General features: G+C 73.6%; 15 protein-coding genes. 12 read left to right on the forward strand and 3 right to left on the reverse strand.

Features of this window, described 5'->3' with window-relative positions:
• Window positions 1–1,586, forward strand: a 1,586-nt coding sequence (locus AB0G16_RS13470) for a hypothetical protein (protein ID WP_362803558.1), incomplete at its 5' end; no start/stop codon positions are given.
• A gap of 172 nt (window positions 1,587–1,758) precedes the next feature.
• Here the strand turns inward: AB0G16_RS13470 and AB0G16_RS13475 are convergent.
• On the reverse strand, window positions 1,759–2,685 hold the full coding sequence (locus AB0G16_RS13475; protein WP_362803561.1) for an MBL fold metallo-hydrolase: 927 nt from the start codon (window positions 2,683–2,685) through the stop codon (window positions 1,759–1,761).
• A gap of 96 nt (window positions 2,686–2,781) precedes the next feature.
• Complete coding sequence (locus AB0G16_RS13480; RefSeq protein ID WP_362803564.1) at window positions 2,782–4,278, reverse strand: DUF1015 domain-containing protein; 1,497 nt, start codon at window positions 4,276–4,278, stop codon at window positions 2,782–2,784.
• A gap of 120 nt (window positions 4,279–4,398) precedes the next feature.
• Between AB0G16_RS13480 and AB0G16_RS13485 the strand changes: the two genes are divergently transcribed.
• Both AB0G16_RS13485 and AB0G16_RS13490 read left to right on the forward strand, forming a co-directional pair.
• Entirely contained in the window at window positions 4,399–4,830 is a 432-nt protein-coding gene (locus AB0G16_RS13485; protein ID WP_362803567.1) for a tetratricopeptide repeat protein, read from the forward strand.
• Window positions 4,831–5,098: 268 nt separating this feature from the next.
• Complete coding sequence (locus AB0G16_RS13490; RefSeq protein ID WP_362803570.1) at window positions 5,099–6,133, forward strand: HAD-IIA family hydrolase; 1,035 nt, start codon at window positions 5,099–5,101, stop codon at window positions 6,131–6,133.
• A gap of 51 nt (window positions 6,134–6,184) precedes the next feature.
• Here AB0G16_RS13490 and AB0G16_RS13495 read toward each other — a convergent pair whose 3' ends face one another.
• Window positions 6,185–6,532, reverse strand: a complete 348-nt coding sequence (locus tag AB0G16_RS13495; protein WP_362803573.1) for an SCP2 sterol-binding domain-containing protein — start codon at window positions 6,530–6,532, stop codon at window positions 6,185–6,187.
• Between the two features lie 486 nt (window positions 6,533–7,018).
• Between AB0G16_RS13495 and AB0G16_RS13500 the strand changes: the two genes are divergently transcribed.
• The 9 genes from AB0G16_RS13500 to AB0G16_RS13540 all read left to right on the forward strand — a co-directional run bounded on the left by AB0G16_RS13500 (window position 7,019) and on the right by AB0G16_RS13540 (window position 17,481).
• Complete coding sequence (locus AB0G16_RS13500; RefSeq protein WP_362803576.1) at window positions 7,019–7,315, forward strand: hypothetical protein; 297 nt, start codon at window positions 7,019–7,021, stop codon at window positions 7,313–7,315.
• Complete coding sequence (locus AB0G16_RS13505; protein WP_362803578.1) at window positions 7,312–8,133, forward strand: TlyA family RNA methyltransferase; 822 nt, start codon at window positions 7,312–7,314, stop codon at window positions 8,131–8,133. Before AB0G16_RS13500 ends, AB0G16_RS13505 begins: the two co-directional genes overlap by 4 nt.
• 124 nt (window positions 8,134–8,257) lie before the next feature.
• Window positions 8,258–9,163: an NAD kinase gene (locus AB0G16_RS13510; protein WP_362803581.1), complete on the forward strand. Its 906-nt coding sequence runs from the start codon at window positions 8,258–8,260 to the stop codon at window positions 9,161–9,163.
• 90 nt (window positions 9,164–9,253) lie between these two features.
• Entirely contained in the window at window positions 9,254–10,966 is a 1,713-nt protein-coding gene (gene recN / locus AB0G16_RS13515) for a DNA repair protein RecN (RefSeq protein WP_362803584.1), read from the forward strand.
• Between the two features lie 313 nt (window positions 10,967–11,279).
• A complete protein-coding gene (steA, locus tag AB0G16_RS13520; protein ID WP_362803587.1) occupies window positions 11,280–12,491 on the forward strand; it encodes a putative cytokinetic ring protein SteA in 1,212 nt (403 codons plus the stop codon).
• The gene (locus AB0G16_RS13525; RefSeq protein WP_362803590.1) at window positions 12,488–13,462 is read left to right on the forward strand and encodes a copper transporter; all 975 of its coding nucleotides are present in this window, start codon (window positions 12,488–12,490) and stop codon (window positions 13,460–13,462) included. The genes steA and AB0G16_RS13525 overlap by 4 nt, the downstream gene beginning before the upstream one ends.
• A 5-nt stretch (window positions 13,463–13,467) precedes the next feature.
• A complete protein-coding gene (locus tag AB0G16_RS13530) occupies window positions 13,468–14,394 on the forward strand; it encodes a hypothetical protein (RefSeq protein ID WP_362803592.1) in 927 nt (308 codons plus the stop codon).
• 8 nt (window positions 14,395–14,402) lie between these two features.
• The gene (locus tag AB0G16_RS13535) at window positions 14,403–16,151 is read left to right on the forward strand and encodes a lipid II flippase MurJ (protein WP_362803595.1); all 1,749 of its coding nucleotides are present in this window, start codon (window positions 14,403–14,405) and stop codon (window positions 16,149–16,151) included.
• The gene (locus AB0G16_RS13540) at window positions 16,144–17,481 is read left to right on the forward strand and encodes a glycosyltransferase family 4 protein (RefSeq protein ID WP_362803598.1); all 1,338 of its coding nucleotides are present in this window, start codon (window positions 16,144–16,146) and stop codon (window positions 17,479–17,481) included. The genes AB0G16_RS13535 and AB0G16_RS13540 overlap by 8 nt, the downstream gene beginning before the upstream one ends.
• Window positions 17,482–17,638 lie beyond the last annotated feature (157 nt).

The following is a 17,638-nucleotide window of genomic DNA, read 5'->3' on the forward strand; positions in this document are numbered from 1 at the left end:
GGGAGCGCAGGCCGTTCAACCGCGACGACCGTGGCGCGAGCCGTCCGCCGTTCAATCGCGACGACCGTGGCTCCGGAAGGCCGCCCTTCAACCGCGACGACCGTGGTGGGAGCCGTCCGCCGTTCAACCGCGACGCCCGCGGTGGGGATCGCCCGTCCTACTCCCGTGACGATCGTGGCGGCGAACGCAGGTCGTTCAGCCGTGATGACCGGCCCGGTGGGGGACGTCCCTTCAGCGACCGCGACGGTGAGGGATCTCGTACCCGCTACGGTCGTGACGACCGTTTCGGTGGCCAGGAGGAGGCTCCTCGCCAGCGTGAGGAACTGCCGGAGCTCGCCCCGGACATCACCGCTGAGGAGCTCGACAAGGAGATCCGCGAGGAGCTGCGCTCTCTCCCGCTCGATCTCGCCGAACTGATCTCGCGTCACCTGGTGGCGGCGGAGCGCGCTCTCGGTGAGGACGACGCGGAGCGGGCGTACGAGCACACCAAGGTCGCACGCCGTTTCGCGGCCAGGATCGGGGTGATCCGCGAGGCCGTGGGTATCGCGGCCTATCGTGCGGGGCACTTCGCCGAGGCGCTCAGTGACCTCCGCGCGGCTCGCCGCATGACGGGCTCCGACTCGTTCCTGCCGATCATGGCGGATTGCGAGCGCGGTCTCGGACGGCCCGAGCGTGCCCTCGACCTGGTCCGTTCGAAGGAGGCCGAGCGGCTCGATCGCGTCGGCAAGATCGAACTGGCCATCGTGGAGTCCGGCGCCCGCCGGGATCTCGGTCAGCACGACGCGGCGGTCATCACCCTTCAGCGCCTTCCCGAGCTGCGGGACACCCGCCCCCAGCCCTGGTCGGCTCGTCTCGCCTTCGCCTACGCCGACGCGTTGGCCGGGGCCGGACACGAGGAGCCCGCGACCGAGTGGTTCGGCCGCGCCATGGCCTTCGACGAGGACGGCGAGACCGACGCGGCCGAGCGTTACGCGGAGCTGACCGGTTCCGTCATCGAGGACCTCGAAGAGGATGAGGACGACGAGAGCGTCGAGGAGATCCACTCCGGAGACGACGGAGACGACGTCCTCGCCGGCGACGGGATCGGTGCCGAAGCCTCCGCGAGCGTCGAGGACATCGACGGCGGCGAGAGCGACGGCGATGACGACGACGCGCCCACCGGCGGAGACGACGCGGACACCGACGGCACCGGCGATCCCGACGACATCGCGGCCGTGGACGCGGGCGCCGAGAGCGACGATCTCGAGGATGAGGACGACGTCGACGTCGAAGATGACGACGACGAAGATGACGCGCACGAGGGGGAGCGACTCGGCACCGGCGCGGCTCCGGGCAGGGAGTCGGCCGATGACGACCTCCCCTCCGGAAGCGTCCCCGCCGTGAAGACGACGGTGAAGACCGAGCCCGCCGCCCAGGAGAAGGCCGAGCCCGAGGTCCAGAGGCCCGGAAAGGTCGACCTGGTCGGGCCGGCGTTCATCGAACCCGACTTCGGGGACATTCTCAGTGACGTTCCCGACGTCGACCCTGACGACGAGGACGAGATCGGTCCCGGCCCGGATCGCCGGAGCAGGAACGACGGCAAGTAGTCCTCGGGCGGCCTCGTCCGCCGCGGGGACGGCTCGCCACCCCGCGGCGGACGGGAGATGTCCGACCCGCCGCCCACGACCGCGGTCACGGCCATGCCTTGGCCCTGACCGCGGTCATGCCCGGCCACGGTCATGTCCCCGGTCGGGGGCGTGGCCACGGCCGGGGGAGCCGTCAGGGCTGGACCCGGTCCAGCCAGTGCAGGATTCCGGCCACGTTGGACGGGGCGCCGCTGAGCAGCTCGAACTGCTCGGCGGTCGCCTCGTCTCCCCTCAGGGCGGCGTAGCGGTCACGGGTGCGATCCCTGACCATCGCCACGGCGTGGTCCAGGTCCATGCCCTCCGCGTGGGCCTGGCGGGTGAGATCGACCCAGACGCGTAGTTCCTCGGCGGAGCGCCCGAGCGTCTCCTCCACGTCGGTGACCGGCCCGTAGTGGCTGAAGAGCAGCCGCTGTGGCCCCAGCGCCCCGAACAGGGCGATGGAGTCCAGCGCGGTCTGCAGGTCGAAGTCCGGCGGGGGAGTGGCGGGACGCAGGTCGCCGGTCTCCGGAAGGTAGACACCGGCCGCGTCGCCCACATAGAGATCACCGGTGCCCGAGTCGACGAGCCCGACGTGGTGCTTGGCGTGCCCGGGGGAGTAGTGACTGCTCAGCGTGCGTCCGTTGCCGAGGTCGATGGAGCCGGTGTCGCCGAGCGCGCGGATCCTCGACGCCTCGGTGGGGGAGAGTTCGCCGAACAGGACGTCCAGTTTGTCGCCCCAGACCATCCGGGCGCTGGCCATCAACCTGGACGGATCAGCGAGATGCCGGGCGCCCTTCTCGTGGACCACGATCTCCGCGTCCGGGTAGAAACCGGCGATGTCACCGACCCCGCCCGCGTGGTCCAGGTGGATGTGCGTCACGACGACCGTGGCGAGATCCCGCGGGCCGACGCCCAGCGAGGTCAGGGCGTCGCGTACCACGGGGGCGGAGGTGGAGGTGCCGGTCTCCACCAGGCAGGGCCGGTCGCCGAGGATCAGGTAGCCGGCCGTTATGCCGGAGTACCCGGCCATTCTCGTGTCGATCTCATAGACGTCCCCGCCGAGGGCGGTGATGTTATCCACGGGTCACCTCATCACTGGAACCGGCGTCTCCAGAACAGTATTCGGCTCTTTGGGCGCGGATCACAGCACGGCGACGCGAAAAGATCTCGAAACCTCTCACGGGGCCGGCTCCCCGGCCGGGGCGGGTGTCCCGTGGGCGGACTCCGCGCCCTCCGGTACGGGGGAGAGCAGGCGCAGCACCAGGCCGGTCCGGGGCTTGGGGCCGAACGAGGTGGACTTGCGGGGGACCCGTTCTCCCTGGGCCGCGACCGAGAGGACGTCCTCGACCGCCAGCGGACGCAACAGCACGGCCGTCCCGCCGCAGGCCCGCGCGAGCCGTACGGCGGCCTCGGGGTCGTGGTGGACGATGCGCACCGAGCGCTCGTCGTCGTCGGTCCCCCACACCTTGGGGAGCAGGAACTCGGCCAGGATGGACGTGTTCAGCGCCCGCCATCCGGCTGACCGGCCGGAGGGCATGGCGTGTTCGAGCTGGTCGGGGTCGGGGTCGCTGAGCAGGTGGGCCAGCCCTCCGCCGGACAGCAGGTAGGCCGGCCCGGTGGTCTTCTCCAGGGCGGCCAGTCCTTCGGCCAGATCGGCGTGTTCCTGCACCCGCCACGACCCCCTGGCCTTGGTCAACGCCTCCTCCGGAGGCAGGCCGGGAACGACCCGGTGAATGGCCTTCAGGTTCGGGGGGTAGGCGGTGGAGTCCACCAGGAGGGCGAGGCCGAAGTCCCACGGTCCGGGTTCCACGGACCCCGTCTCCGCACCTCCTGCCCGGGTGGTGCGGGTGCTCCGGGAGGTCCCGTCCTCCTCGGAGACCCCGTTCTCCCCGGCGACCTCACCCTTCCCGGAGATCCCGCTCTCCCCGGAGATCCCGATCGTGTCGGAGGTCCCGGTCGCGTCGGAGCCCGCCACCGTCGCGGCCCGGTGCTCGCGCTGGAGCGCGAGATAGGTGGCGTAACGGTGGTGCCCGTCGGCGATGAGGGCCTGGCGGGGGCGGAGGTCGGCGTCGACCGAGGCGAGTTCCTCGGCGTCGGTGACGGCCCACAGCCGGTGCCGGAGGCCGTCGGAGGTCGCCGCCTCCACCAGCGGGGGCCGGGACGCGGCGATCCGGTCGACGAGGCGGGTGGCGGCCCCTTCCGCGCCGTCGTAGAGCAGGAAGATCGGTTCGAGATTGGCCTCGGTGGTGCTCATCAGCGCCAGCCGGTCCGCGACCGGGCCGGGCATGACGTCCTCGTGCGGCAGGATGACGCCGGACTCGGGCCCGGCCAGCCCCACGTCGCCGATGAGCCCGCGTTGCAGGATCCCAGGCCCGGACTGCTCGTACACGTAGAGGGCGGGATCCTCGTCGGCGGCGAGCACCCCCGAGGAGAGCCATTCGTGAAGCGTCGTACGGGCCTCGGCGTACCTGTGATGGTCGGAGCCGGGAAGGATCAAACGCACCACATTGTTGGGATGGGTGTCGAGCAACTCTCGTACCCCGGCCTCGTCGATGAGGTCGTAGGGCGGAGAGGTGACCCCGGCCAGATCGTCGACCGTGAACCGTATTCCGCGGAACGGGCGTAGCACCAGCCCGTCAGGTACCGGCAGTTCAGGATTCGCCATAGAGGGCATGCTGCCATAAAGGCCTGAAACGACCGGGAACCGCTTCGAGGCCGTGGCGACCCGTGGCGGTTTCCGGTCCGTCAGGAATCGGCCAGATCTGTCGTCTGTCGATGAAGGAGGCCTCACACGATGGTCCAGGGACGTGGCGGTCCGTCTGATTCCCCCGGCCCCGAGACGGGCACGCCTGTCGGGGACGTCTACGAATGGTTCCAACGAGGGATGAGGCTGCTGTCCGAGGGCAGCCCGGCGGCGGCGGCCGCGCTCCTGGAGCGGGCGGCCGACGCGGAGCCGGAGTCGCGCAGCGTCCGCGAGGCCCTCGCCCGGGCGCAGTTCAACTCCCGGCAGTACGCCGACGCGGCCGACAGCTTCCGCTGGATCATCGACGCCAACCCGGCCGAGGACTACGCGTACTTCGGTCTGGGGCTCGCCCTGTGGCGGACCGGGGACATGGAGGGCGCCCAGGAGCCCCTGGCCATCGCCGTCGCGATGCGTCCGGATCTGCGGCACTACGTCTTGGCGCTCAAAAGCGTGCGCGCGACGCTGCGTGCCCGCCGGATGTGACCCCGGTGACCCCGGTGACCCCGTTGACCCCGGTGGCCCCGTTGACCCCGGTGGCCCCGTTGACCCCGGCGCCGCCGAGCCCGGTTCGCGGACCGGGCGTCCGAAGTTCCCCGCCCTCCGCGGTTCGGTTGTCCGAAGCCGTCCGGAACGCCCCTCGCCTCCGTGAGACGTTGCTCGCGTGTCGCCCCGGATCAGGGGTGATCGGGATGATTCGCCGTGCATCAGGTGGTCCGTCCGAGCAGGAGGGGGCGAGTGATGGAATGGGCCGGTGAACACGAAAACGCTGATCGACCCCTACGACACCCTTCTTCTAGATCTTGACGGGGTGGTGTACCTCGGTCGCGAGGCCGTACCCGGGGCTCCGGAGTCCCTGCGCGAGGCGGCGGGGCGGGGCGTGCGCCTGGCGTACGTCACCAACAACGCCTCGCGCACCCCGGCGGCCATCGCCCAGCACCTGAGCGCGCTGGGCGCCCCGGCGGCGGCGGAGGACGTCGTGACCTCGGCCCAGGCCGCCGCGCGGCTCGTGGCCGAGCGGTTCGGGCCGGGGGCCCCGGTGCTGGTGGTCGGCGGGATGGGATTGCGCGTCGCGTTGCGCGCCCACGACCTGCGCCCGGTCAGCACCGCCCTGGACGCCCCGGTGGCGGTCGTCCAGGGCATCGCGCCCGACCTCTCCTACGGCCTGCTGGCGGAGGGGGCGCTCGCGGTCCGGAACGGCGCGCTGTTCGTGGCCGCGAACGCCGACGCGACCATGCCCACCGGCAGGGGCGAGCTCCCCGGCAACGGCGCCATGGTCAGGGTGATCGCCACGGCGACCGGCGTGGAACCGGTCGTGGCGGGCAAGCCCGAGCCGCCGCTGCACCGCGAGTCGATGCTCCGTACCGGATCGCGGAGGCCCCTGGTGGTCGGTGACCGGCTCGACACCGACATCGAGGGGGCGACCAACGCGGAGGTCGACAGCCTGCTGGTGCTGACCGGTGTGGCGACCCCGCTCGACCTGCTCACCGCCGGGCCCCGGCACCGTCCCACCTACGTCGCCGCCGATCTGGCGGCGCTGCACCTTCCCTACCCCGAGGTAGGGCGGATCGGGCAGGGATGGGCCTGCCGGGGGTGGACGGCCCACTGGGAGGGGGGCGCGCTGGTCCTGGAGGGCACGGGCGAGCCGCTCGACGGGCTCCGGGCGGCCGCCGCGGCCACCTGGGAGGCGGCGGGGGAGGAACGGGCGGACGAGGGCGCGATCAGGACGGCCCTGGACGCCGTCCTGTCGCCGCGGAGCCGTCCCGCCGGCGTCGCCTCCGCCCGCTGATCGTCCGCACACGTCCGGGCGGGCGGCGCGCCCCCTCTCCCGAGGCCCTCCTCAGAGGAGTTTGCGCAGGCGGAGGAGGTCGCCGAAGCTGGCGTCGATCTTGACCCGGCCGCCGAAGACGGCGCGTCCCATGTCGAGATCCCCGTTCACCAGGGAGACCAGGTCGTCACTGCCGATGGTCAGTTTCACCTCGGCCCGGCGGTCGTCGCCCGGGGTCAGATCCTCGAAGGGACCCAGCCCGCCATGGTGGAGGCGGCCGTAGAAGGTGACGTCCAGGTCCTTGATGTGGCAGCTGATGCTGCGTTCGACCACGTGCCTGGCACGGCTCTCCTGGTCGACCTCGTCGAACCGCTCGCCGAGTTTGCGCAGTGCCGTCCGGCACTCGTCGACGGTCGCCATCGCCTCCCGCTCCCTTCTCCTGCCGTGCCGGATCCCTCTCCGGTACGGACGGTAGCGTTCCACACGGGGACGGCCGCAACCCGGCGCGGGGGTGCCGGGAAAAGAAGGCCCCGTCGTGGTGAACGGAACCCCCCTTGGGCGGGTGGCGCCGGTCCAACGAGATGACAACGATCGGGCCCCCGGGATGGTTCGCGCCCACCCCGCCCTCCCACGGGAACGACGGGGGACGAGAGGAACGGGGCCGGGGTCCAGGACGCGCGGGCGCGGACGGCCGCCGGGGCGACGGGCGGCGCGGCTTCCGATACGGTCGGGGAGTTCACGCGCACGGCACCGGCGAGCGCCGTGCCCACGTGACGGCCTGGACGCGTGCCCGGATCATCACCCGGGGCGCCCGGACGATGGTCGCGGGGCGGCCCGGAGCGCCGGGACGACCATGAGGGCCGGCCACGTGGGACGGGGCGCCGGGCGAGGTTCCGGAGGGGGCACATGACGGACCTGCTGGAGGAGACCGGCGACGGTCGGGCGGATGCCGCGCTGAGCGGCCTGGCCCGGCTCGGCGCCCTTCCCGTCTCCGCGCACGCGGACGTCTTCGAGGAGGTCTTCACCGGGCTGGAGCACGCGCTCTCCTCGGTGGACGACAGGACGAGCCCGCCGTCCGGCGCGGCGGCGGACCCGGACGAGGACGGGGACCGGAGCCGGGACCAGGACCGGGAACGGGACGGGGACGGGGACCCGGGACGGGTGCCGGCCCGGGCGGACGCCCCCGGGGAGCGGTACCGGTGAGCAGGCGGGCGCGTCTCGACAGCGAGCTGGTCCGTCGCAAGCTGGCGCGTTCCCGGGAGCAGGCGGCCCAGCTCATCGAGGCCGGGCGGGTCAGCGTCGGCGGCAGGACGGCGGCCAAGCCCGCGACCCAGGTCGACACGGCCTCGGCGATCGTGGTCGTGGAGGCGTCCGACGGCCCCGACTACGTCTCGCGAGGGGCGCACAAGCTCCTCGGCGCGCTGGAGGCCTTCGGCCCCGGCGGCCTCACCGTGGCGGGCCGGCGCTGCCTGGACGCGGGGGCCTCGACCGGCGGTTTCACCGACGTGCTGCTCCGCGCCGGGGCCGAGCACGTGCTGGCCGTCGACGTCGGGTACGGCCAGCTCGCCTGGTCGCTGCGGACCGACGACCGGGTCACGGTGATGGAGCGGGTCAACGTCAGGGACCTGACGCCCGCCATGGTCGGCGAGCCGCCCCCCACGCTGGTCGTCGGAGACCTCTCCTTCATCTCCCTGCGCCTGGTCCTGCCCGCCCTGACGCGCTGCGCGGCCGGCCGGGCGGACTTCGCGATGCTGGTCAAGCCGCAGTTCGAGGTCGGCAGGGAGCGGGTGGGCGCCGGCGGGGTCGTCCGCGATCCCGGCCTGCGGGCCGAGTCCGTACGGGAGGTTGCCCGATCCGCGGGCACGCTCGGCCTGGAGGTGCGCGGGGTCACCGCGAGCCCGCTGCCGGGCCCTTCGGGCAACGTCGAGTACGTCCTGTGGCTCGGCAGGGGCGAGGGGCCGCCGCCGGTCGCCGACCTCGACGCCGAGATCGAGCGCGCGGTACGGGAGGGCCCCCGGTAGGACCCCGGGGGAAGTTCCGGTAGGAAGACCCTCCCGCGGGGAGGACGACCCGTGGGAAGGTCCCCCGGGAAGGTCCCCGGCAGGCGGGAGGGCCGGCAGGTGGCGACCCGAGAGAGTGAGACACATGACTGCCAAGCGCACCGTGCTGGTCACCGCGCACACCGGGCGGGAGGCGGCCGTCGACAGCGCCCGGATGGTGATCCGGCGCTTCCTGGACGCCGGGCTGACCGTGCGCGTCCTCAGCGCCGAGGCCGACGAGATCGCCTGCGCCGGGGCGGACGTGGTGCCCGCCGGGACGACGGCGGTCGACGACACCGAGATGATGATCGTGCTCGGGGGTGACGGGAGCCTGCTGCGGGCGGCCGAGCTGGCACGCCCGGCCCGGGTGCCGCTGCTGGGCGTCAACCTGGGCCACGTGGGCTTCCTCGCCGAGGCCGAGGTCGAGGACCTGGCGGAGGCGGTCGACAGCGTGGTGGAGGGTCGCTACGACGTCGAGGAGCGGATGACCATCGAGGTCACGGCCCGCCTCAACGGCAAGCTGCTGGCCGACAGCTGGGCGCTGAACGAGGCCACCGTCGAGAAGAGCGAGCGGATGCTGGAGGTGGTCGCCGAGATCGACGGGCGCCCGCTCTCGCGCTGGGGGTGCGACGGGGTGATCTGCGCCACGCCGACCGGCTCGACCGCGTACGCCTTCTCGGCCGGCGGCCCGGTCGTCTGGCCCGAGGTGGAGGCGCTGCTGCTGGTGCCGATCAGCGCGCACGCCCTGTTCTCCCGGCCCCTGGTGGTCTCGCCCCGTTCCAAGCTCGCGCTTGAGGTCCAGCCGGAGACGGCCGGGGCGGTGCTGTGGTGCGACGGGCGCCGCAGGTTCGACCTGCCCGCCGGTGCGAGGGTGGAGCTCAGGCGGGCCGCGCTGCCGGTGCGGCTGGCCAGGCTGCACGGCCTGGAGGACACCGGGGCGCCGTTCACCGACCGGCTGGTCGCCAAATTCGATCTCCCCGTTCAGGGCTGGCGTGGCCGGGTGAGGCCCTAGTTCGTCCGGGCGGGCGACGTCCGGAGCGCGTAGGATCGTGCCCGCGCACCGCACTGATGTTCGGTGAACTCGATGTGACGGGAGGGACCAGTGCGACCCAGAGTCGAGGAGGTCCGCATCCAGGGGCTCGGCGTGATCGATGAGGCCGTCCTGGTGCTATCGCCGGGATTCACCGTGGTCACGGGCGAGACGGGTGCGGGCAAGACCATGGTCGTCACCGGTCTGGGGCTGCTGTTCGGCGGCCGGGCCGACCCCGCCCGCGTCCGCCCCGGCTCCGACAGGACGACCATCGAGGGCACGCTCCTGGTCGATCCGGCCGGGCGCGTCGCCCAGCAGGTGCAGGACGTCGGCGGCGAGGTCGAGGACGGCGAGCTGATCATCTCGCGGACCGTCTCGGTCGAGGGACGCAGCCGTGCCTGGCTGGGCGGGCGCACCGTCCCGGTCGGCACCCTCACCTACCTGGCCGAGGACCTCGTCGCCGTGCACGGCCAGATGGACCAGCAGCGGCTGCTGCAGGCCGGCCGCCAGCGCGCCGCCCTCGACCGCTACGCCGGGGAGGAGCTGGTCAAGCCGCTGCGCGCCTACGAGCAGGCCTACAAACGGCACCGCAAGACCGCCGAGCAGCTGGCCGAGCTCACCACCCGGGCCAGGGAGCGCGCGCAGGAGGCCGACCAGCTCAGGTTCGGGCTCGGCGAGATCGAGAAGGCCGACCCCAAGCCCGGCGAGGAGAACGACCTCCGCGAGGAGGAGGAGCGGCTCTCCCACGCCGACTCGCTGCGCGGCGCCGCCGAGAGCGCGCACCGGGCGCTGCTCGGCGACCCGATGTCCGGCGAGCAGGCCATGCCGGACGCGATCGCACTGGTCGGCGAGGCCCGCACGGCCGTCGAGGGGGTGCGCGACTTCGACCCGGCGCTCGGCGGCATCGCCGAGCGGCTCGCCGAGGCGGGTTACCTGATCTCCGACGTGGCCACCGAGCTGGCCGCGTACGCCGAGTCGGTCGACTCCGACCCGGGCCGGCTCGCGGCCGTGCAGGAGCGGCGGGCCGAGCTGATCCACCTGATCCGCAGGTACGGCCAGGACACCTCCGAGGTGCTGGCCTGGGCGGCGCGGGCCGCCGCGCGCGTCGCCGAGCTCGACGGCGACGACGACCGCATCGCCGAGCTGACCCGCGAGCACGAGGAGCTCACCGAGCTGCTCACCGAGCTGGCCGCCGAGCTGACCCGGGTCAGGACGGCGGCGGCGGAGCGGTTCGGGCAGGCCGTGACCGAGGAGCTGACCGCGCTGGCCATGCCGCACGCCCGGGTGGTGGTCGTCATCACCGCCGCCTCGGAGTTCGGCCCGCACGGCGTCGACGAGGTCGAGCTGCGCCTGTCGCCGCACCCGGCCTCGCCGCCGCTGCCGCTGAACAAGGGCGCCTCCGGAGGTGAGCTGAGCCGGGTGATGCTCGCCATCGAGGTGGTGTTCGCCGGCGCCGACCCGGTCCCGACGTTCGTCTTCGACGAGGTCGACGCGGGGGTGGGCGGCAAGGCCGCCGTGGAGATCGGCCGCAGGCTGGCCAGGCTGGCCCGTACCTCACAGGTGATCGTCGTCACCCACCTGCCGCAGGTGGCGGCCTTCGCCGACCAGCACCTCGTGGTGGAGAAGGCCGACGACGGCAGCGTGGTGCGCAGCGGCGTGATCGCCCTGGACATGGACGGCCGGGCACGGGAGCTCTCCCGGATGCTCGCCGGGCTGGAGGACTCCGAGCTGGGCCGCGCGCACGCGCAGGAGTTGCTGTCGATCGCCGCCGCCGACAGGGCGTGACCGGACATGATGGGGTGTGAGCCGGAGGTGACGGGGCGCCCGGCCGGCGTCCGGGGGACCGGAGTCCCGGGCGGGAGACACGGCCCCGGGCGGGGCGAACGGGCAGGCGGAGCCGTCGGGGGACGGTGAGGACCGTGCGCGCCGGACGGGCGGCGCGCACCGGGTGAGCAGGCGGGGGTGAGCGAGCACGTGAGGGCTTGAAGGGGTGATTCGTCCGTTCCGGGGGAGCGGGCGGCGGGCATCTCGGTGACGTATCTGACACGCTGCCGCCTGTTTGGCTCTCCCGGTCGTTCCCTCTGGCAGGATGGTCGTGATGAAGGTGCCGATTGACGGGCTTCAAGACAGGCTCACGGGGTACCTCCGCCGCAGGAAGGTCACGGACCTTCCCGGGGTGACGGCAGTGGCGAGAATCGATCGGCGGACCAAGAGGCTGACCAAGCGCCTCAGGGCCGGGGAAATCGCGATTATCGATCACGTTGACGTTGACCGGGTGAGCGCGGAGGCGCTTGTCGCGTGCGGCGCGGCGGGCGTCGTCGACGTCGCCGCGGGCATCAGCGGCCGCTACCCGAACCTGGGCCCGCAGATCATCGTCGAGGCCGGGGTGCCGTTCATCGACAACGCCACCCCCGAGCTGTTCGAGCGGATCAAGGACGGCGACCGGGTCCGGCTGCACGACGGCGTCGTGTACCTGGGCGAGGAGGTCGTCGGCAAGGGCGACGTGCAGACCGCCGAGTCCGTCGAGGCCGCCATGAGCGAGGCGCGCGCCGGGCTGACCGTGCAGATCGAGGCGTTCGCCGCCAACACCATGGAGTACGTCCGCCGCGAGCGCGACCTGCTCATCGACGGCATCGGCGTGCCCGACGTGCGGACCGTCATGGAGGGCAGGCACGTCCTCATCGTGGTGCGCGGCTACCACTACAAGGAGGACATCGCCGCACTGCGCCCCTACATCCGCGAGTACCGGCCGATCATGATCGGGGTGGACGGCGGCGCCGACGCGCTGCTGGAGGCGGGCTACACGCCCGACATCATCGTGGGCGACTTCGACTCGGTCTCCACCAAGGCCCTCACCACCGGCGCCGAACTGGTCGTGCACGCCTACCGCGACGGCAGGGCGCCGGGGCTGGAACGGGTCCAGCAGCTCGGCCGCAGCGCCGTGCTCTTCCCGGCCATCGGGACCAGCGAGGACATCGCCATGCTGCTCGCCGACGACAAGGGCGCCGACCTCATCGTCGCCGTCGGCACCCACGCCACACTGGTGGAGTTCCTCGACAAGGGCCGCTCGGGCATGGCCAGCACCTTCCTCACCCGCCTGCGGGTGGGCAGCAAGCTCGTCGACGCCAAGGGCGTCAGCCGGCTCTACCGCAGCCGGATATCCACCCCGTCCCTGCTCCTGCTCGTCGCCACCACGCTGATCACCATGGGGGTGGCGATCGTCGTCTCCCCGGTGGGCAAGATCTGGCTGGACAGCATGCGCGACGGCTGGAGCGGCTTCATCTTCTGGCTGGTCGGACTCTTCTCGTGATCGATTTCCGCTATCACCTCGTCTCCATCGTCGCGATCTTCCTGGCCCTGTCGGTCGGCATCGTGCTGGGCACCACCCTGCTCGAGGATCCCGTCATCAAGGCGAGCGAGCTGGCCGTCAACCAGTTCCGCGAGGGCAACAACGAGCTCCGCGAGCAGGTGGAGACCCTGCAGAAGCGCGAGGCCGCCAACGACGCCTTCGTGACCGGCGACACCCCCCGGCTGGTCCAGGACGCGCTGACCGGCAAGCGTGTCGTGATCGTCGAGGCGCCGGGGGCCGCGACGGGCGTGCCCGAGGCCATCCAGCAGGTGGTCGAGGAGGCCGGGGCGACCGTCACCGGCCGGATCACCCTCGCCGAGAGGTACGTCGACCCGGCCCAGGCCGGCTTCGTCGACAAGCTGGCCGTCGGGGCCAAGGCCCCCGAGACCGTCTTCCAGGCCGAGGACACCGCCCACGACAAGGCGGCCGAGGTGCTCGCCGGCGCGATCATGACGACCGACCCCGGCCAGGCGGGCGAGGAGCACCCGGCGGGCGCCGGCATCCTCGACGCCTTCCAGCGCGGCGGCCTGATCGGCGTCACCGACACCCCGGCCAGACGCGCCGACCTGGCGCTGCTCATCGCCCCGGCGGAGGCGTACACCGGGGAGGGCGCCACCCAGCAGGCCAGGGCGCTGGTCACGCTGGCGCTCGGCCTGGACGAGGCGGGCCAGGGCGCCGTGCTCGCCGGCACGCAGACCGCGGCGGCGACCGGCGGGGTCATCGCCGCGATCCGCGACGACGCGGCCTTCACCGAGAAGATCTCCACCGTCGACACCACCGATATGCCCGCGGGACGGGTCGTGGTGGTCTACGCTCTCCGGGAGCAACTGACCGGTCTGGCCGGACAGTACGGCATAGGCCCCGGTGTCTCCGGCATCGAGCCCAGTGCGACGCCCACCCCCACGGCCGCCACGGCCACCTCCGGAGGATGATTCCGATGGCTCGTCCGGCTCTTCGTTCCTTCCCCCGTGCCCTCGCGGGCGCCCTCGCCGGCGCGGCCCTCGGCGCCGCCGCCGCGCGCGTGGCCTACGCCGCGTTCACCCGCAGGCCCCCGGTCGGCGACGCCGAGACCTGGGCCCGCACCAACCACAGGGGCGAGCCGATCACGTTGCTGGAGGGGCCGGCGTTCGTCGCCGGGGCCGGGGCCGCCGCGGTCGTGACCCCCGGCCTGCCGGTCAGGGTCCGTCTGGCGGCGCTGCTGGCGGCGGCGGGCGCCGGAGGGCTCGGCGCCTACGACGACCTGTACGGGGCGACCTCGTCCAAGGGGTTCCGGGGACACCTGAGCGCCCTGGCCAAGGGCGAGGTCACCAGCGGCGCGGTGAAGATCCTCGGCATCGGCGTGACAGGCCTGGCAGCCGCCGCCCTGACCTCCCGCACCCCCCCGGACGTGACCGCCGGCGCCCCGGCCTCCCGCGCCCTCGTGGACGTGGCCGTCGACGGCGCCCTGATCGCCGGGAGCGCCAACCTGGCCAACCTCTTCGACCTGCGGCCGGGCCGTGCCGTCAAGGTGGGCCTGCTCGCCGGCGCCCCCCTGCTCGCCGCGGGCCTGCGCCGGGGCGATCCCGCCTCCGCCGCCCTGGCCGCGCTCCCCATGGGGGCCGCCGCCGCGCTGCTGGGCGAGGACCTCGGCGAGCGGGCGATGCTCGGCGACGCCGGGGCCAACGCGCTGGGCGCGCTGCTCGGCCTGGCCGCCACCGTGAGCCTGAACCGCCCCGGACGCCTGGCCGTGCTGGGCACCGTGGCCGCGCTGACCGCGGCCTCGGAGAAGGTCAGCTTCACCAAGGTGATCGCGGGCAACCCGTTCCTGCACCGCGTCGACATGCTCGGCCGTCGCCCCGTGGAGCAGGCGCCCACCCCCCGATGACCGGCCCGATGACCAGGAGGATCGGGCAGAGCGTCGCGGGCGCGGCGCTCCTCATCGGGGTCGTGACCGTCGTGGCCCGGCTCGTCGGGTTCGGCCGCTACTTCGTCCAGTCCGAGAGCGTCGGCAACGGCTGCCTGAGCACCGCCTACAACACCGCCAACTACGTGCCCAACATCGTCTTCGAGCTGGTGGCGGGCGGCGCGCTGGCCGGGATGGTGGTGCCCGTGCTGGCCTCGGCGGCCTCCCGGGCCGACCAGGACCCGCGCGCCAGGGCCGAGACCGGCCGGACCACGTCGGCGCTGCTGACCTGGACGATGCTGGTGCTGGTGCCGGTGGCGCTGCTGATCGTGGCGTTCGCGCGCCCGATCGTCGCGCTGCTGGCGGGGAGCGCGCCCGGCTGCGACGTGGCCCAGGTCGTCGAGGTCGGCACCGGCATGCTCGTCCTCTTCGCCCCCCGGATGATCTTCTTCGGGCTGGCGGTGGTCCTGTACGGGGTGCTCCAGGCCCACCGGCGCTTCCTGGGGCCCGCGCTCGCCCCGCTCGTCTCCAGCCTGCTCATCATCGCCTCCAACCTGCTGTTCGAGGCGGTGAACGGGCCCGCCGCCACCCACCTGTCGGACCTGGACGACGCCGGAGCGCTCACGCTCTCCCTCGGCGCGACCGTCGCCGCGGCGGCGATGGTGGCGACCGTCGTCGGCCCGGTGGCACGGCTGCGGCTGCGGCTGCGGCCCTCGCTGTCGTTCCCGCCGGGCGTCGCGGCCCGCGCCCGGGGCCTGGCCACCGCGGGCCTGGCCGTCCTGGTCGCCCAGCAGATCACACTGATCGTCGTCGTCCAGCTCGCCAACGACCTGGGCGGCAAGGGCGCGGTCGGCGTCTACACCTACGCCTGGGCGCTCTACCAGCTCCCGTACGCGGTGCTGGTGATGCCGATCGCCACCAGCTCCTTCCCGGTGCTGTCCACCCGGGCCGAGGCGGGGGACCTGGCCGGATTCGACGCGCTGACCTCCGCCACGACGCGGGCCGTGCTGCTGGTGACGGGCCTGGCCGCCGGGGTGATGGCGGCGGTCGCCGTGCCGGTGGCGCGGGTGTTCCTGGAGGACACCCCGGGAGGCGACCCCGCCGAGATGGCCCGGGCGGTCGCGCTGTTCGCGCCTGGCCTGGCCGGGTACGCGCTCATGCTGCACCTGGCCCGCATCCTGTACGCCCGCGGCCTGGGCAGACCGGCGGCCGTCGCCTCGGTCGCGGGCTGGGGGGTCGCGCTGGTCGCCCAGATCGTCCTGGCCAACGCCGCCCGCGACGAGACCGAGGTGGTCGGGCGGCTGGCGCTGGGCAGCACGATCGGCATGACGGTCGGAGGCCTGCTGCTGGCCCTGGCCGTGTTCCGCGCCGGCGGGGCGCGCGCGCTGGCGGGCGCGCCCCGGGCGCTGCTGACCGCGCTGGCCGGCGGCGCCGCGGCCTGGGGGGCGGGACTGGCCGTGGTCGGGGCCTTCGGGGAGGTGTCCCGGTGGATGTGCGTGCCGGTCGGGGTGGCCGCCGCGGTGGCGGGGACGGCCGCGTTCGCGGTCGTGGCCGTGCTGGTCGGCGGTCCGGACACGCGGGGACTTCCGGGACGCCTGCGCGGCCGGGCCGGGCGGGCCGGGGAAGAGGGGAGCGGCTCCGACGCCCCGTCGGGGGAGGGGAACGGTTCCGATGAGCGATCTGCTGAGGGGAGCGGGTCCGGTGGTCGATCGGCGAAGGGGAGCGGTTCCGATGAGTGATCGGCGAAGGGGAGCGGGTGCGGCGGCCGATCGGGGCGGGCGGGTGGCACTCGTGCTGGGGACCAGCGCGGGCGGGGTCGGCCGGCACGTGGCCATGCTGGCCGCGGGGCTGGCGCGCCGCGGCCACCGGGTGGTCGTGGCGGGCCCGCCGAGCACCGAACGGACCTTCGGTTTCGCCGCCCTGGGCGCCCGCTTCGTGCCGGTGCCGATCTCCGACCGCCCCCGCCCGCCCGACGACCTGCGGGCGGCGCGGTCACTGCGGTCGCTGCGCGGGGCCGACGTCGTGCACGCCCACGGGCTCCGGGCCGGGGCGCTGGCGGCGCTCGCCCTGACCGGCGCCGGGACGCCGCTGGTGGTGACCCTGCACAACGCGGCCACCGCGGGCGGAGCCGTCGGAGCCGTGTACGGGCTCCTGGAGCGCGTGGTGGCCCGCCGGGCCGACCGGATCCTGGTCGTCTCCCCCGACCTGGGGGAGCGGATGACCCTCCTGGGGGCGCGGCACGTCGAGGCCGCCGTCGTCCCCGCGCCCCCGCTGCCCCCTTCCGCGCGCCCGCCCGGGGACATCCGGAAGGAACTGGGCACCGGAGACCGGGTGATCTTCCTGACGGTCGCCAGGCTGGCCCAGCAGAAGGGACTGGAGACGCTCCTCGACGTGGCGGGGGCGGTACGGGACGCCCTCCCGGACGAGGAGCGCAGTCGGCAGCGGGACCAGGACCAAGACCAGGGACAGGGACAGGAACAGGACCGGGACCAGGAACACGGCCAGGGACAGGGGCGGGATCGGGAGGCCGGGGACGGGAACTCGGGGCCGGTGTTCCTGGTCGCCGGCGAGGGGCCGTTGCACGAGGAGTTGCGGCGGCGGATCGACCGGGAGGACCTCCCGGTCCGGCTGCTCGGTCCTCGCACCGACGTCGCCGACCTGCTCACCGTGGCCAGGGCACTGGTGGTGCCGAGCCGCTGGGAGGGACAGCCGCTCGTCGTCCAGGAGGCCCTGCGGGCGGGTACGCCGGTGGTGGCCACGGCCGTGGGAGGCATCCCGGCGATGACGGGGGAGGCCGGGCTCCTGGTCCCGTACGGGGACGTGGCCGCGATGCGCGACGCGGTGACGGAACTGCTCGCCGACGACGGACGGGCACGCGAACTGGCCGACGCCGCCGCGCGGCGAGGCCGCGCGCTGCCGGGCGAGGCCGAGGCGCTGACGGCGGTGCTCGCCGCCTACGCCCTGCCGCCGGGGCCCCGTGAAACCCGCCGGGGCCCGGGGGAACAAGGCCGAGGGGGGCGATGTTGGATTAGGCGACACCATGCCGGACACCTATACTGGCGTGGTTAGGGGGGGAGTATCCCTTCGTGGCAGTCTCGTCATCACGGTGTTGCCTCGCTCCACGGGGCCCCCGGGGCTGTCGGTCCGCACGGCCCGGCTTCTAGCCGGGTCGTCTCCATGCGGGCGGGAGAGACCTCCGGCTGTCTGTCGTGCGCGCTGCCGGAGG

The organism is Streptosporangium sp. NPDC023615 (assembly GCF_040640155.1).
Taxonomy (GTDB): domain Bacteria; phylum Actinomycetota; class Actinomycetes; order Streptosporangiales; family Streptosporangiaceae; genus Streptosporangium.